General features: G+C 74.1%; 12 protein-coding genes. 6 read left to right on the top strand and 6 right to left on the bottom strand.

Features of this window, described 5'->3' with window-relative positions:
• Positions 1-7: 7 nt before the first annotated feature.
• Entirely contained in the window at positions 8-1111 is a 1104-nt protein-coding gene (locus HDG68_RS05065) for a carboxylate-amine ligase (protein ID WP_246253563.1), read from the bottom strand.
• Positions 1112-1277: 166 nt separating this feature from the next.
• Between HDG68_RS05065 and HDG68_RS05060 the strand changes: the two genes are divergently transcribed.
• A complete protein-coding gene (locus tag HDG68_RS05060; RefSeq protein WP_172149887.1) occupies positions 1278-2135 on the top strand; it encodes an SGNH/GDSL hydrolase family protein in 858 nt (285 codons plus the stop codon).
• Positions 2136-2145: 10 nt separating this feature from the next.
• A complete protein-coding gene (locus HDG68_RS05055) occupies positions 2146-2814 on the top strand; it encodes an HAD family hydrolase (RefSeq protein WP_172149885.1) in 669 nt (222 codons plus the stop codon).
• A gap of 145 nt (positions 2815-2959) precedes the next feature.
• Here HDG68_RS05055 and HDG68_RS05050 read toward each other — a convergent pair whose 3' ends face one another.
• The 5 genes from HDG68_RS05050 to HDG68_RS05030 form a co-directional block, all read right to left on the bottom strand.
• Positions 2960-3649: a hypothetical protein gene (locus HDG68_RS05050; protein WP_172149883.1), complete on the bottom strand. Its 690-nt coding sequence runs from the start codon at positions 3647-3649 to the stop codon at positions 2960-2962.
• Between the two features lie 432 nt (positions 3650-4081).
• Positions 4082-6226 carry a 3-hydroxyacyl-CoA dehydrogenase NAD-binding domain-containing protein gene (locus HDG68_RS05045; protein ID WP_172149881.1) on the bottom strand — a complete coding sequence of 715 codons (2145 nt, stop codon included), beginning with the start codon at positions 6224-6226 and terminating at the stop codon, positions 4082-4084.
• A 6-nt stretch (positions 6227-6232) separates the two neighbouring features.
• The gene (locus HDG68_RS05040) at positions 6233-7504 is read right to left on the bottom strand and encodes a thiolase family protein (RefSeq protein WP_172149879.1); all 1272 of its coding nucleotides are present in this window, start codon (positions 7502-7504) and stop codon (positions 6233-6235) included.
• Positions 7505-7640: 136 nt separating this feature from the next.
• A complete protein-coding gene (locus HDG68_RS05035; RefSeq protein WP_172149877.1) occupies positions 7641-8867 on the bottom strand; it encodes an HRDC domain-containing protein in 1227 nt (408 codons plus the stop codon).
• A complete protein-coding gene (locus HDG68_RS05030) occupies positions 8864-9445 on the bottom strand; it encodes a DUF3000 family protein (protein ID WP_172149875.1) in 582 nt (193 codons plus the stop codon). Before HDG68_RS05030 ends, HDG68_RS05035 begins: the two co-directional genes overlap by 4 nt.
• Before the next feature lie 191 nt (positions 9446-9636).
• On the opposite strand from HDG68_RS05030, the gene gndA reads away from it, so the two are divergent.
• From gndA to cuyB, 4 genes are read left to right on the top strand one after another with little or no spacing between them, the layout of a single operon-like run.
• Positions 9637-11073, top strand: coding sequence for an NADP-dependent phosphogluconate dehydrogenase (gene gndA, locus HDG68_RS05025; RefSeq protein WP_172149873.1), 1437 nt, complete (start codon positions 9637-9639; stop codon positions 11071-11073).
• Positions 11074-11080: 7 nt separating this feature from the next.
• Positions 11081-12412, top strand: a complete 1332-nt coding sequence (locus HDG68_RS05020; RefSeq protein ID WP_172149871.1) for a carboxylate--amine ligase — start codon at positions 11081-11083, stop codon at positions 12410-12412.
• Positions 12409-13689, top strand: a complete 1281-nt coding sequence (locus HDG68_RS05015; protein WP_172149869.1) for a carboxylate--amine ligase — start codon at positions 12409-12411, stop codon at positions 13687-13689. Before HDG68_RS05020 ends, HDG68_RS05015 begins: the two co-directional genes overlap by 4 nt.
• Positions 13686-14432 carry a cysteate racemase gene (gene cuyB, locus HDG68_RS05010; protein WP_172149867.1) on the top strand — a complete coding sequence of 249 codons (747 nt, stop codon included), beginning with the start codon at positions 13686-13688 and terminating at the stop codon, positions 14430-14432. Before HDG68_RS05015 ends, cuyB begins: the two co-directional genes overlap by 4 nt.
• The last annotated feature ends 42 nt before the right edge of the window (positions 14433-14474 follow it).

Raw genomic sequence — 14474 nt, 5'->3', positions numbered from 1 at the left:
GCGCGGCTCAGGAGTGCGTGACCTCCACGGCCCGCTCGGCCACCCGCCGCAGGTCCCCGCCCGACTCGGCGAACCAAGCACGCTGCTGCGCCGCACCGCCGCCGGTGGACCACAGGTGGCCGAGCAGGTCCGTCACGGCGTCGAGGTCCCCCACGTCGTCCAGCGCGTCGCGGACGTGCGAGACGAGCTGTCCGACGACGTCGTGCGCCGGCGCGGGACGCCACGTGATCGGCGAGACCAGATCGCCCGCGAGCCCCGACCGGCCCGCCCGCCACGCAGCCGTGCGCAGCAGCTCGGGGTAGGTCTCCGTCACGGGGGCGTCCTCGGCGGCCTCGCGGGCGGCGGTCTCCACCAGGCCGCGTCCCAGCGCCGCCAGCAGCGTCGCCGTGTCGGGATGCAGGCAGACATCGGCGACCCGGATCTCCACCGTGGGGTACCGGGGCGACAGCCGCGCGTCGAAGTGCACCATCCCGCGGTCCAGCACCGTGTCGGTGGCCACGATGGCGTCCACGGCCGCGTGGTACGCCTCCGGGGTGCCGAACCGGCGCGTGGGTCCCGCCGTCGGCCAGCGGGCCCACACCTGGGACCGGAAGCTCGCGTAGTCGGTGTCCTCGCCCTGCCAGTACGGCGAGTTCGTGCTCAGCGCCAGCAGCGTCGGCAGCCACGGCCCGATCCGGTCCAGGACGGCCACGCCCTCGACCTCGTCGTCGACGGCGACGTGCACGTGGCAGCCGCTGGTCAGCTGCTCGCGGGCCGTCATGCCGAATGTGTGCCGCGCCTGCAGGTACCGCAGCCGGGACACCGTCGTGCCGGTGAACGCGATCGGCGACGTCGCTAGCGCCGCGACCCGCGCCCCGACCCGGTCCGCGGCGTCCTGCGCGCGGGTCCGCCCGGCACGGATCTCCTTGGCGAGGTCCTCCAGCGAGGCGCGCGGCAGCGTGGCGGTCTCGAGCTGCTCCTCCATGAACTCCGGCTCCAGGGCACCCGTGCCACCGCCCTTGGTGGAGTTCCCGGACGCCTCGAGAGCCTCGGCGGCCTTGGCGACCGGTGACCCGTCCGGACCCACGAGGAGGAACTCCTCCTCGACACCCATCGTGCGCGGCTTCGTCATCTCGGCATCATGGGGCCGCACGGCCCGGAGCGCGCGCCGACGCGCCGTCGCGGCCCGTCCAGCGCACGGCCGGGACCGCCGTCGGACGGCAGTTGTGCCACCGGCCGACGGCGACACGACACCGCGCCGTCACGCCGCGTTCAACCCGATCTGCTTCAACTCACCTATGAGCACCCGCACCTCGCTCACGGCGCTCGCCGCGCTGGCCGCCCTCACGGTCTCCACCGCCGTGGCCGTGGAGATCCTGCGCCGCCAGGCGGCGGTGGCCCGCCGGCGGATCGGCAAGGCGCTGGGCGAGGTCGCCCCCGACGCCGACCGCGTCTGGCGCAAGAAGTACGGGGGCGAACCGCTCCAGATGCTCGTCCTGGGCGACTCCATCGCCGCCGGGCTCGGCGCCGAACGCCGCAAGGACACCCTCGGCGGGCGGGTCGCGCGCGGCGTCGCCAAGGCGCTGCAACGGCCCGTGCGGCTGCGGGTGGCGGCCGTCGTCGGCTCGGAGACCTCGGCGCTCGCGGCCCAGCTCGACGCGCTGCCGGACGGCTACCGCCCCGACGTGACCGTCGTCGTCGTGGGCGGCAACGACGTCACCCACCGCGTGCCCCCCGCGGTGTCCGTGCGGCACCTCGTCGACGCCGTGGACCGGCTGCACGCGCTGGGCTCGGTCGTCGTGGTCGGCACCTGCCCGGACCTCGGCGCGCTGCGCCCGGTGCCGCAACCGTTGCGGGTGCTCGGCGCGCGGGCCTCCCGGCAGCTCGCCGCCGCCCAGTCCGTCGCCGTGCGCCGGGCCGGGGCGCACGCCGTCTCGCTGGCCGACGTCGTCGGACCGTTCTTCATCTCCTACCCCGAGGAGGCGTTCAGCCTCGACCGGTTCCATCCCAGCGCCCTGGGATACCGCCGCACCGCCAAGGCGCTGGTGCCGTCCGTGCTGGTGGCCCTCGGGGAGCGGGACGAGCTCCCGCACGGGCACCGACCGCCCGACCCGCTGGCCGGGACGGTCCGGCGGCGCCGGGCGCGGCCCGCGTAGCCTGCACCTCATGATCTGGCTGCTCGACCTCGACAACACGCTCGTCTCCCGCGACGACGCCTTCGCCGCCTGGGCCGCGACCGCGGTGGCGGACGACGGCGGCACGGACGCCGACCTGGCGGCCATCGTCGCCGCGGACGACGGCGGGTTCTCGCCCAAGGCGGTCGTGGCGCGCGAGCTCATCGACCGGTTGGGCTGGGCCGACGACGTCGAGGCGGCGATCGACCGGTTCCGCGCGGGCATCCGCGAGCACGTGCGGGCGTACGACGGGGTGCTCGCCGACCTCGACGCGCTGCGCGCCGCCGGGGACCGGGCGGCCGTGGTGACCAACGGCGTCTCGCACCAGCAGCGCGGCAAGATCGCCCGGTGCGGCATCGCGGCGCACGTGGACGCGATCGTCGTCTCCGGGGAGGAGGGCGTCGAGAAGCCCGACCCGCGGATCGTGGAGATCGCGCTCGCGCGGCTCGGCGTGACCGACGTCGACCGCGACCGGGTCTGGATGGTCGGCGACGCCGGGCACGCCGACGTCGCCGTCGGGCGGGCCGCCGGGGTGCGCACCGGGTGGGTGTCGCACGGGCGTGCCTGGGACGACGCCGAGGGGCCGGTGCCGGACGCTGTGGGCGCCACCACCCGGGACGTCCTGGCGCTCGTGACCGCCGGCGAGCCGGCCGCGCCCTGACCCGCTCGCCGCCCCCCTCCCGCGAGATACCGGTCCGTCGCCGAGATACCGGTGCGTCGCCGTCCGCGACGGCGACGCACCGGTATCTCGGCGACCGGTCGGTATCTCGCGGTGACGGACGGAGGGGACCGGACTCCAGAAGGGGTCAGCCGAGCTCGTCCGCCAGGGTCGTGAGCCACTCGCCCCAGAACTTCTTCCACTGCTCGGCCTCGGCCGGCGACGCGATCTTCTCGTGGCTGACGGTCAGGCGGCAGCGGTCGCCGACGGCGTCGGTCGACAGCAGCAGCACGCCTTGGACGACGTCACCGTCCGCCCCCAGTTCGGCGACGGTGAAGCGCGGGCTCCTGACGCCGGGGCGGGACCGCGGCGTCAGCGTCAGCCCCGGCACCAGGGCGCCCGGACCGCCGTCGTCGAGCAGGCGCGCCCGCACCGTGTCCCGGCTCGCACCGAGCAGCTTCGACCGGCTGACCGTGAAGGTGCCGTCGGGCATCTGGCCCGGCAGCCGGATGCCGGTGATCCGCTCGTAGCCGACGGTGACCGTCTGCACCCACCAGCCGGACATCTCGGCGTGGTCGGTGAGCCAGGCGACGATCTCGGGGTGGCCGGCGGTGCGGCCGGGCCCGGCGTCCAGCCGGGCGACCCACTCGTCCCAGCCGAGGCCGGTCGCGGAGCGGACCCGAGTGTCGGACAGCTCGGGCTCGCTGACCCGCCGGGCGGGTGCACCCGGCGCGCCGGCCGAGGCGGACAGCAGGGTGCGGCGGGCGGCGGCGTAGCGCTCACCGGTACGGGCCATGCGCTCGCGGACGCGGCGCTTGAAGGACTCGTGCGTGGTCATGAGGACTCCTCGTGCTCACAGGTGCGCCACCCGCGGCCCGCGCCCGCCGGTGCCGCACCGGAACACAGTGTCCTGTGCGACGCGTCGAGCACTCGAGGTCCCCTTTGCCCTCACCACTGTCGCGGTCCCGATGGCGCGAGCACCGGGGAGAGGGTGGGGCGGGACGCACCGCCCACCCACAGGTTAGCGCACGGCTCCCCGCTACCCCCCCGCGCGAGATACCGGTTCGTCGCCGAGATACCGGTGGATCGCCGTCCGAGTGGGCGACGCATCGGTATCTCGGCGACCGGCCGGTATCTCGCGGGGGGAGGGGGGAGAGGGGGAGAGGGAGAGAGGGCGACGGAGCGGTGAGACAGCCGTGGCCCGGTCCGACGTCGGACCGGGCCACGGGTGGTGCGTCACCCCCGGGAGGGCGTTGTCAGGCGACCGGGCTCAGGCGGAGCCCCCGGGGACGTTCGCGACGCCGTCGGGCAGCAGCCGACGGCCCAGCACCTGCTCGCTGTACCCGGTGCGGTCCAGGTACGGCGTGATCCCGCCGGTGTGGAAGCCCCACCCGGCACCCAGGATCATGCACAGGTCGATCTGGCTCGGGTCGGCCACGACCTGCTCGTCGAGCATGTGGCCGATCTCGACGGTCAGCGCCGTCAGCACCGAGTCCAGGACGCCGGCGGCGTCGAGCACCGGCGTGCCGGCGCGACCCTCGGACCCGGCGGGCAGCGCCTCGCCGAACACCGTCTGGATCGCCGGGTCGACGGGCTTCGGCAGACCGCGGCCCGGCGCGTCCGCCACCACGCGGGTGCCGTCGGCGACGAGCTTCTCCAGGCCGGGGGAGCGGGGGAACCGCTCGCCCAGGTCCTCGCGCAGCGAGGTCAGCACGTGGAGACCGACGGCGGGGCCCACCAGGTCGAACAGCTCGAAGGTGGGCATCGGGAACCCGAGGGGCGACAGCGCGGTGTCGGCGACCTCGACGGAGGTGCCGTTCTCGACGGCCTCGACGACCTTGCCCATGACGAGCACGAGCAGACGGTTGACCACGAAGCCCGGACGGTCCGCGACGAGCACGGCCGTCTTGCGCAGCTTCTTCGTGATCGCGAACGCCGTGGCGAGCGCCTCGTCCGAGGTGCGCTCGGCGTTGACGACCTCGACCAGCGGCATCTGGGCCACCGGGTTGAAGAAGTGGATGCCGACCACGCGCTCGGGGTGGCGCAGGTCGGAGGCCATCTCCGTGACCGACAGCGCCGAGGTGTTCGTCGCCAGGACGGTGTCGGAGCTCACGATGTCCTCGAGCTCGGCGAACACCTTCTTCTTCAGGCCCATCACCTCGGTGACGGCCTCGACGACGACGTCGCAGGAGGCGAACTCGCCGATCTCGGTGGTGCCGGAGATGCTGGCGACGATGCGGTCGCCCACCTCGGGCTTCATGCGGCCCCGGCCGACGAGCTTCTCGACGGTGGAGCGGACGTAGCCGAGCCCCTTCTCGACGCGCTCGGTGTCCAGGTCGCGCATGACGACCGGCACGCCGAGCCGCTGCGAGACGAGCAGGGCGATCTGGGCGGCCATGAGGCCGGCACCGACGATGCCGACCCGGGTCACGGGCTTGGCCAGCGACTTGTCCGGGGCGCCCTTCGGCTTCTTGCCCGACGAGGTCAGGCCGAACGCGTACACGCTGGAGCGCATCTCGTCGGTCATGATCAGGTCGGCCAGCGCCTCGTCCTCGGCCGCGAAGGCCTCCTCGCGGGAGGCGTCGCGCGCACCGGCCAGCAGGTCCAGCGCCCGGTACGGCGCGGGCCGCGAGGCGTTGATGACGGCGTCCAGGCGCTCGCGGGTGGCCTGCACGACGGCGTCCCACACCTGGGGCGGGTCGAGCTCGCGCCGCGCCGGGGTCACCTCGCCCGCGAGGACCCGGGCGGCCCAGTCGATGGAGCGCTCGAGGAAGTCGGCGGCCTCGAACAGCTCGTCGACGAGACCGATCTCGAGGGCCTCGGCGGGCTTGAACGGCTTGTTCGCGGCGGGGCGCGTCAGGATGACGTCCACGGCCTTCTCGATGCCGACGAGTCGCGGCACGAGGTAGGCGCCGCCCCAGCCGGGCACGAGGCCGAGGCCGGTCTCCGGCAGGCCGAGGGCCGCGGCGTCGGAGGCGACGGTGCGGTAGTCGCAGTTGAGCGCCACCTCGAGGCCGCCGCCGAGCGCGAGGCCGTTGACGAACGCGAACGTCGGCACGCCCATGGTGTGCAGCAGCTCGTAGGCGGCGTGGCCGGCCCGGCCCAGCTCGAGGGCCTGCTCCCGGGAGGTGACGGCGCTGACGCCGAGGAGGTCGGCGCCGGCGGCGAGGAAGTACGGCTTGCCGGTGACGCCCACGGCGACGATCTCGCCGGCGGCGGCGCGCCGCTGCAGGGTCTGCAGCGCGGCGGTGAGCTCGGCGAGGCCCTCGGGCCCGAGGGTGCTGGGCTTGGTGTGGTCGAGCCCGTTGTCGAGGGTGACGAGCGCAAGGGTGCCCTGGCCGCCGGGGAGCTCGACGTCGCGCACGAGGGAGTGGGTGACGCGTTCGGCGCGCGGCTGTGCGGTGGTCTCCGTCATGGTCGTTCAGCCCTCCTGGGTCGACGGGACGTGGCCCGAGTAGTCGGCGTGGTGCGGGTTCTCCCAGATGACGGTGCCGCCCTGGCCGAGTCCGACGCACATGGTGGTGATGCCGTAGCGGACCTCGGGGTGCTGGGCGAACTGGCGCGCGAGCTGGGTCATCAGACGCACGCCGGAGCTGGCCAGCGGGTGACCGACGGCGATGGCGCCGCCGTAGGAGTTGACGCGCGGGTCGTCGTCGGCGATGCCGTAGTGGTCCAGGAAGCTGAGGACCTGGACGGCGAAGGCCTCGTTGATCTCGAACAGGCCGATGTCGTCGATGCTCAGGCCGGCTTTGGCGAGCGCCTTGTCGGTGGCGGGCACGGGGCCGTACCCCATGATCTCGGCCGGGACGCCGGCGAAGGCGTAGGAGACGAGACGCATCGCTGCGGGCAGCCCGAGCTCCCCGGCGGTCTCGCCGCTCGCGAGCAGCGACACGGTGGCGCCGTCGGTCAGCGGCGAGGCGTTGCCGGCGGTGACGCGGCCACCGGGGCGGAACGGCGTCTTGAGGTCGGCGATGCCCTCGACGGTGGTGCCCGGGCGGGGCAGCTCGTCGGCGGTGGCCAGGCCCCAGCCCTTCTCGGCGGAGCGGACGGCGACGGGCACGATCTCCGGGCCGATGTCGCCGTTGGCGAGCGCCTTGGCGTACTTGGACTGGGTGTCCACGGCGTAGGCGTCCGCGCGCTCCTTGGTCAGGTGCGGGAACTTGTCGTGGAGGTTCTCGGCGGTGACGCCCATGTTGAGCGCCTCGGGGTCGACGAGCTTCTCGGACAGGAAGCGCGGGTTGGGGTCGGCGTCGAGGCCCATGGGGTGGCGGCCCATGTGCTCGACCCCGCCGGCGACGACGACGTCGGCGGCGCCCACGGCGATGCTCGAGGCCGTGCTCGTCACGGCGGTCATGGCGCCGGCGCACATGCGGTCGATGGCGTACCCGGGCACCGTGTGGGGGAGTCCGGCCAGCAGCGCGGCGGTGCGGCCGAGGGTGAGGCCCTGGTCGCCCTGCTGGGTGGTGGCGGCGATGGCGACCTCGTCGATGCGGTCGGCGGGCAGCTCGGGGTGGCGGCGCAGCAGCTCGCGCAGCGCCTTGACGACGAGGTCGTCGGCGCGGGTCTCGGCGAGGAGGCCGTCGGCCTTCGCCTTGCCGAAGGGGGTGCGCACACCCTCGACGAAGACGACGTCGCGCAGTGCTGGGCGCGCCGGGTCGCGGGTGGTGCCGGGGGCCTGGGTGGCCTCGGTCATGGCAGCTCCGTCCGTTGCGTGGGTCGGGTCCGACGGTGCCGAGAGCATCGTCGCTCAGTCCCGGAGGATCACCCGGGGACTCGGGTACACGCTACCGCGAGTACCGGTAACAGCATAGACCACGTGAGACGGCGTATCAGGTCGCGGCGAAGACGGCGGCCAGCCGGGGGGCGAGCAGCTCGATCTGCCACTCACGTGCCGCCCGGCCCCGCAGGAAATCGCCGATCTCCTCGGCGTTCGCCGGTTCCGGCGGGGTCCAGCACACCCGGCGCAGCGCGTCGGGCTGCAGCAGGTTCTCGGCGGGGACCGACAGCTCCTCGCTCAGCGCGGACACCACGTCGCGGGCCCCGGCCAGCCGCCGTGCTGCGACCGGGTCTCGGTCCGCCCAGGTGCGCGGCTGCGGCGGCCCGTCGGTCCGCGGTCCGCGCGTGGACGGCAGGTCCGCCTCGTCCAGGGCCAGCGCCCGGTCGATCGCCTCCTGCCACGCCGGGGCCCGCCGTCGTGCCCCCTTGGTCGCGAAATCCGGCAGCGCCACCAGCTGCGGCACCGACGCGGGCATCGCCTTCGCCGCCGCCACGATCGCGCGGTCCGGCAGCACCCGGCCGGGGGAGACGTCGCGACGGCGGGCGTTCTCCTCGCGCGCCTGCCACAGGCTGCGCACGACGGCCAGGCGCCGCCGCCCCTTGACCGTGTGCGTCCCCGAGACCCGGCGCCACGGCTCGGGTCTCGGCGCCGGCGGCGGCAGGGTGCGCACGTGCTCGAACTCCTGCGCCGCCCACTCCGACTTGCCCGCCTCGGCCAGCCGCTCGGCCAGCACGTCGCGCACCTCGACCAGCACCTCGACGTCGAGGGCGGCGTACCGCAACCAGTCCTGGGGCAGCGGCCGCGTCGACCAGTCCACCGCCGAGTGCTCCTTGGCCAGACCGAGGCCCAGCGTGTCGGCGACCACCGCCGCCAGACCCACCCGCGGCATCCCCAGCAGCCGGGCCGCGAGCTCGGTGTCGAACAGGGACGCCGGTCGCAGGCCGTGCTCGGCCAGGCCCGGCAGGTCCTGCGAGGCGGCGTGCAGCACCCACTCCGCGTCCCCGACGGCGGTGCCCAGCGCGGACAGGTCCGGCAGCTCCGTCGGGTCGACGAGCGCCGTGCCGGCCCCGGCCCGGCGCAGCTGGACCAGGTAGGTGGCCTGCCCGTACCGGTACCCCGACGCACGCTCCGCGTCCGCGGCCACCGGACCGGACCCCGCCCCGAACGCCTCTCCCACGTCGGCCAGCGCGGCCGCCGTCGTGATCACCCGGCCGACACCCTCGGCCGGCTCGGACAGGGGGACGACGTCGGTCGTGGTCGCAGGTACACCGGAGCTCATGGGCCCACCGTACGGCGTCGTACGTCCAGCGCCGTGACGCCGTCGGGCAGCGGCGGCAGGCCGCCCACCGTCGACATCAGGTCCGCCCACACCTCCAGGTGCGCACCCAGGTCCGTGCTCGTCGGCGTCCACGAGGCCCGGATCTCCAGGTCCACCGCGTCCGGCGTGCCCGCCAGGGCGCCGTAGCTCGACGACAGCACGCGCGTGACCGTGCCGCCCGCCGCCACCGCGCCGACCCCCGAGCGCTCCAGGTTCTCCGTCACCCAGGTCCAGGCGACGTCCCCGAGCATCTCGTCGGCCGCGAGCTCGGCCTCGAGCTGGGCGCGCACCAGCGTCACCACCCGGAAGTCCCCGCGCCAGGTGTCCTGGCCCGCCGGGTCGTGCAGCACCACGAACCGGCCGGTGGCGATCTCCTCGGCGTCCGCGACCACCTCGCCCTCCACGGCGAGCGAGAACGGCGCCACGCGCCGCGGGCCCGGGATCTCGACGAGCCGCACCTCCGGTCGGGTCCGGCGCCCGCGCAGCGACCTCAGCGCGGCCGCGAACCGCTGCGGTACCTCGGTCTCCTCGCCCGTCACGGCTTCACGGTACGACGACGGCGCCCCGGACCGGCGGCGACGTGCCGCAGCGGGGGCGTGCAGTCCGCATCCCGGCACGGTGCGCCCGGGCGCACGCCAGGGCGACTAGGCTGGTCGCGGCCTGCCGGCGCTCGGGTCCAGCACTCGGAGCGAGCAGCCGGGCGACGACTTTGACGAAGGAAGCAGAAGCGATGACAGCACGTGCCCAGATCGGCGTCACCGGCCTTGCGGTGATGGGCCGCAACCTCGCGCGCAACTTCGCGCGCCACGGCTACACCGTGGCGGTCCACAACCGCAGCTACGGCAAGACGCAGTCCCTGATCGAGGAGGCGGGCGACGAGGGCGACTTCGTGCCGTCGGAGTCGATGGCGGACTTCGTGGCCTCGCTGGAGCGGCCCCGCAAGGTCGTCATCATGGTGAAGGCGGGCGCCGCGACCGACGCGGTCATCGACGAGCTGCTGCCGCTGCTCGAGGACGGCGACATCGTCGTCGACGCGGGCAACGCGCACTTCCCCGACACGATCCGGCGCGAGGAGGCCCTGCGCGAGCGCGGCCTGCACTTCGTCGGCACCGGCGTCTCCGGCGGCGAGGAGGGCGCGCTGCTCGGTCCGTCGATCATGCCCGGCGGCACCCGCGAGTCCTACGAGTCGCTGGGCCCGATCCTCGAGGCGATCTCCGCCAAGGTCGACGGCACGCCCTGCTGCACCTACGTGGGCCCCGGCGGCGCCGGCCACTTCGTCAAGATGGTGCACAACGGCATCGAGTACGCCGACATGCAGCTCATCGCCGAGGCCTACGACCTGCTCAAGCGCGGTCTGGGTGCCACGGCGGCGGAGATCGGGCAGATCTTCGCCGAGTGGAACACCGGCGACCTCGAGTCGTTCCTCATCGAGATCACCGCGGACGTGCTCCAGCACGTCGACGCCGAGACCGGGTCGGCGTTCGTCGACATCGTCCTGGACCAGGCCGAGCAGAAGGGCACCGGCCGCTGGACCGTGCAGAACGGCCTGGACCTGGGTGTGCCGATCACCGGCATCGCCGAGGCCACCTTCGCCCGGGCGCTCTCCGGCGGCGTGCCCCAGCGCGAGGCCGCCCGCGGCACGCTGCCCGCGCACGCCACCGACCTGCAGGTCACCGACCGGGCCGCGTTCATCGAGGACGTGCGCCAGGCCCTGTACGCCTCCAAGGTGGTCGCCTACTCCCAGGGCTTCGACCAGATCGCAGCGGCGTCGGCCGAGCACGGCTGGGACGTGGACCGGGGCGCGATGGCCCGCATCTGGCGCGGCGGCTGCATCATCCGCGCGCGGTTCCTCAACCGCATCACCGAGGCCTACGAGCGCGACCAGCAGCTGCCGCTGCTGCTGGCCGACGAGTACTTCACCGACGCCGTCGGGAACGGCCTGCCGGCCTGGCGCCGCGTCGTCGCGCAGGCGGCCGCCGCCGGCATCCCGGCCCCGGCGTTCTCCTCGTCGCTGGCCTACTACGACGGCGTGCGGGCCGACCGCCTGCCCGCCGCGCTGATCCAGGCGCAGCGCGACTTCTTCGGTGCGCACACCTACCGGCGCACCGACCGCGAGGGCACCTTCCACACCCTGTGGTCCGGCGACCGCACCGAGCAGGAGGCCTGACGCACCCGTGACCACGCCCCACACGGGACCCGGGGCCGAGGGCCCCGGGTTCCACCCCGTGATCGTCGGGTCGGACATCGGCGTGTACGCGCTAACCCGGTCCTTCCACGAGGCCTACGGGCTGCGCACCACGATCGTGGCGTTCGCCGAGCCCGGTCCGATCGCGCACTCGCAGCTCATCGACGCGGTGCTCTCGGGCACCGCACCGGACCAGATCGTCGCGACGCTGCAGCGGGTCGCCGCCGGGCGTCGGGCGGCCGGGCACGGCGAGCCGCTGCTGCTGCAGTCCAACATGGACTGGGTGGTCCGGGTGCTGGTGCACCACCGCGGCGAGCTGGAGGCCGCCGGGTACGTGCTGCCCTACGCCGGCACCGAGCTCATCGACCGGATCTGCGACAAGGCGGAGTTCTCCGCCGTGTGCGCCGAGCTGGGCATCCCGACGCCCGCGACCGTGATCCAGGACTTCGCGGACGCGGCGGACGGCGACTGGACGCCCGCGCCGGTCGACTTCGACTACCCGGTCATCGCCAAGCCGGCCTCCAGCGCGGACTACCACGACGTGACGTTCGCCGGGAAGAAGAAGATCTACGAGATCGCCTCGCCCGAGGAGCTCGCGCGCCTCTGGGACTCCCTGCGCGGCGCCGGGTTCCGCGGCCGGTTCCTGGTCCAGGACATGATCCCCGGCGACGACACGCAGATGCGGTCGGTGACCACCTACTCGGACACCTCCGGCCGGGTCACGCTGCGCTGCTCGGCCCACGTGCTGCTCGAGGAGCGCACGCCGGCGGCCCGCGGCAACCCGTCGGCGATGATCGTCGAGCCGGTCGAGGAGATCCTCGACGCCGCGCAGCGGCTGTGCGAGCACGTCGGCTGGCACGGGTTCGCGAACTTCGACGTCAAGCTCGACCCGCGCGACGGCGTGTTCAAGTTCTTCGAGCAGAACCCCCGCATCGGGCGCAACAACTACTACCTGACCGCGGGCGGGCAGAACCCGACGGAGGTGCTCGTCGACGACGTGATCCACGGCAAGCGGCGGGACCTCGTCACCGCGCGCCGCGAGGTGCTGTACTGCGTCGTCCCGCACCGGCTCCTGCGCCACTACGTCCTCGACGACGGCCTGCGGGCCCGGGTCGTGGGCCTGATGCGCACCGGCCGCACGGTGCACCCGCTGCGGTACGCGGCCGACGCCTCGCCCCGCCGTCGTCTGTACGTCCTGACGGCGCTGGTCAACCACGTGCGCAAGTACCGGCGCTACTACCCGACGGCGGCGCTGCGGGCCAACTTCGAGGCCGCCCGCGCCGCCGCGACCCGCTCGACCGCGGGGAAGGGGGAACGATGAGGCGTCTGCAACCCGTCGTCCTGGGCGGCGACATCGGGGCCTACTCCCTGGCGCGGTCCTTCCACGAGGCGTACGGCGTGCGGCCCGTGGTCGTGTCCGGAATGTCCACGGGGCTGGTGCGGCACTCGCGCATCCTCACCCACGTCGTCGAGCCGCGCATCGACGACCCCGACGCGATCGTGGCGCGCCTGCGTGCCGTCGCCGCCGAGCACACCGACGCCGACCTCGTCGTCGTCGGGTCCGCCGACTGGCTGGTGCGCACGCTGGTGGAGCAGCGCGACCGGATCGAGGACCTCTACACGGTCCCGTACGTCGGCGAGGAGCTGCTGCTGCGGCTCACGGACAAGGAGGGCTTCGGCGACCTGTGCGCCGAGCTCGGCATCGCCCACCCCACCACGGTGGTGCACGACGTGGCGGCCGGCGGCGAGCCCGACACGTCCGGCCTGACGTTCCCCGTCATCGCCAAGGCGGCGAGCACCGCGGCCTACCACGACGTCGAGTTCGCCGGGAAGAAGAAGGTCTTCCTGGTCGACACGCGCGACGAGCTGGTGGACCTGATGGGGCGCGTGCACGCCGCGGGCTACACCGGGTCGTTCGTGATCCAGGACTACATCCCTGGCGACGACTCCGGGATGCGGATCCTGACCTGCTACTCGGACGCCGACGGCAAGGTGCGGTTCTCCGCGTTCGGGCACGTGCTGCTCGAGGAGCACACGCCCGGCGCGCTCGGGAACCCGGCCGGCATCATCACCCAGCTCGAGCACGACGTCGTCGAGCAGGCGACCCGCCTGCTGGAGCACGTCGGGTGGACGGGGTTCGCGAACTTCGACCTCAAGTACGACCCGCGCGACGGCCGGTACGTGTTCTTCGAGCTGAACCCGCGTCTGGGACGGTCCAACTTCTACATCGCGGCGGCCGGCGCCAACCCGGTGCGGTTCTACGTCCACGAGCACCTGCGCGGGCTCGACCCCGACGCGCGGTCGGTGCTCGGGCCCGACGTCCCGCTCACCCCCACCGGTGAGCTGGACACGAGGCACCTGTACACGGTGCTGCCCGGTGCGCTGCTGCGGCGCTACGTGCTCGACGACGCCGTGCGTGCCGAGGCACGCCGGCTCGCCCGCCGCGGCCGGTCCACCAACCCGCTGTGGTACCGCGCCGAGACGGACCCGCGTCGGATCGCCTACCTGTGCGTGGCCCAGCTCAACCAGTGGCGCAAGTACGCGCGGCACTACCCGGTGGCCGAGGCGCGGCGCCTCGCCTGGCAGGGCGCGCGGTGAGCGACCCGGTCGCGCCGGCGGGCCGGAGCGAGGGCCCGACGCCGCCGGTCGGGGTGATCGGCGGCGTCGGCCCCCTGGCGACGGCGTACTTCCTGCAGCGGGTCGTCCAGCTCACCGACGCCGAGCGCGACCAGGAGCACGTGGACCTGATCGTGCTGAACCACGCGACGATCCCCGACCGGACCGAGTTCGTGCTGGGCCGGTCCACCGACGACCCCGGCCCGGTGCTCGCCCGGGACGCCCGCCGGCTCGAGGCGTTCGGGGTGCGGTTCCTGGTGATGCCGTGCAACACGGCGCACTACTTCACCCAGCAGGTGCTCGACGCGATCACCGTGCCGTTCCTGTCGATCGTCGACGTGACCGTCTCGGCGGCACGCCGCCGGGCGCCCGACGCGCGGGCCGTGGGCCTGCTCGCCACCGCTGGCACGGTGGCCTCGCGGGTCTACCACGAGGCGTTCGCCCGGCAGGGGCTCGACGTCGTCACCCCCGACGCGGACGACCAGCGCCTGGTCAACGAGGTCATCTACGACCAGGTCAAGGCCGGCCGGCCCTCGGACCCGGACACGTTGCGGGCGGTGGCGGGCCGGCTCGCGGAGCGGGGTGCCGGCGTCGTCGTGCTGGGGTGCACGGAGCTGTCCGTCGCGGCCGTCGACCACGACCTGCTGGACGAGCCGCCGTTCTGCGACTCGATGGACGAGCTGGTGCGCGCCACGATCGTGCGCGCCGGGCACCGGGTGCGCTGAGGCCGGGCGCCGCCGGCAGCAGCGCTCGTCGCGACGCGCGGC

This window comes from Isoptericola chiayiensis (assembly GCF_013149805.1).
Lineage (GTDB): Bacteria > Actinomycetota > Actinomycetes > Actinomycetales > Cellulomonadaceae > Isoptericola > Isoptericola chiayiensis.
The sequence above is the reverse complement of the archived record's forward strand: the minus strand, read 5'-3'. Positions and strand labels throughout refer to the sequence as shown.

Coding starts and splice junctions, on each gene's coding strand:
- HDG68_RS05065 (WP_246253563.1), bottom strand. CDS start 1,111: ATGACGAAGCCGCGCACGATGGGTGTCGAGGAGGAGTTCCTCCTCGTG.
- HDG68_RS05060 (WP_172149887.1), top strand. CDS start 1,278: ATGAGCACCCGCACCTCGCTCACGGCGCTCGCCGCGCTGGCCGCCCTC.
- HDG68_RS05055 (WP_172149885.1), top strand. CDS start 2,146: ATGATCTGGCTGCTCGACCTCGACAACACGCTCGTCTCCCGCGACGAC.
- HDG68_RS05050 (WP_172149883.1), bottom strand. CDS start 3,649: ATGACCACGCACGAGTCCTTCAAGCGCCGCGTCCGCGAGCGCATGGCC.
- HDG68_RS05045 (WP_172149881.1), bottom strand. CDS start 6,226: ATGACGGAGACCACCGCACAGCCGCGCGCCGAACGCGTCACCCACTCC.
- HDG68_RS05040 (WP_172149879.1), bottom strand. CDS start 7,504: ATGACCGAGGCCACCCAGGCCCCCGGCACCACCCGCGACCCGGCGCGC.
- HDG68_RS05035 (WP_172149877.1), bottom strand. CDS start 8,867: ATGAGCTCCGGTGTACCTGCGACCACGACCGACGTCGTCCCCCTGTCC.
- gndA (WP_172149873.1), top strand. CDS start 9,637: ATGACAGCACGTGCCCAGATCGGCGTCACCGGCCTTGCGGTGATGGGC.
- HDG68_RS05015 (WP_172149869.1), top strand. CDS start 12,409: ATGAGGCGTCTGCAACCCGTCGTCCTGGGCGGCGACATCGGGGCCTAC.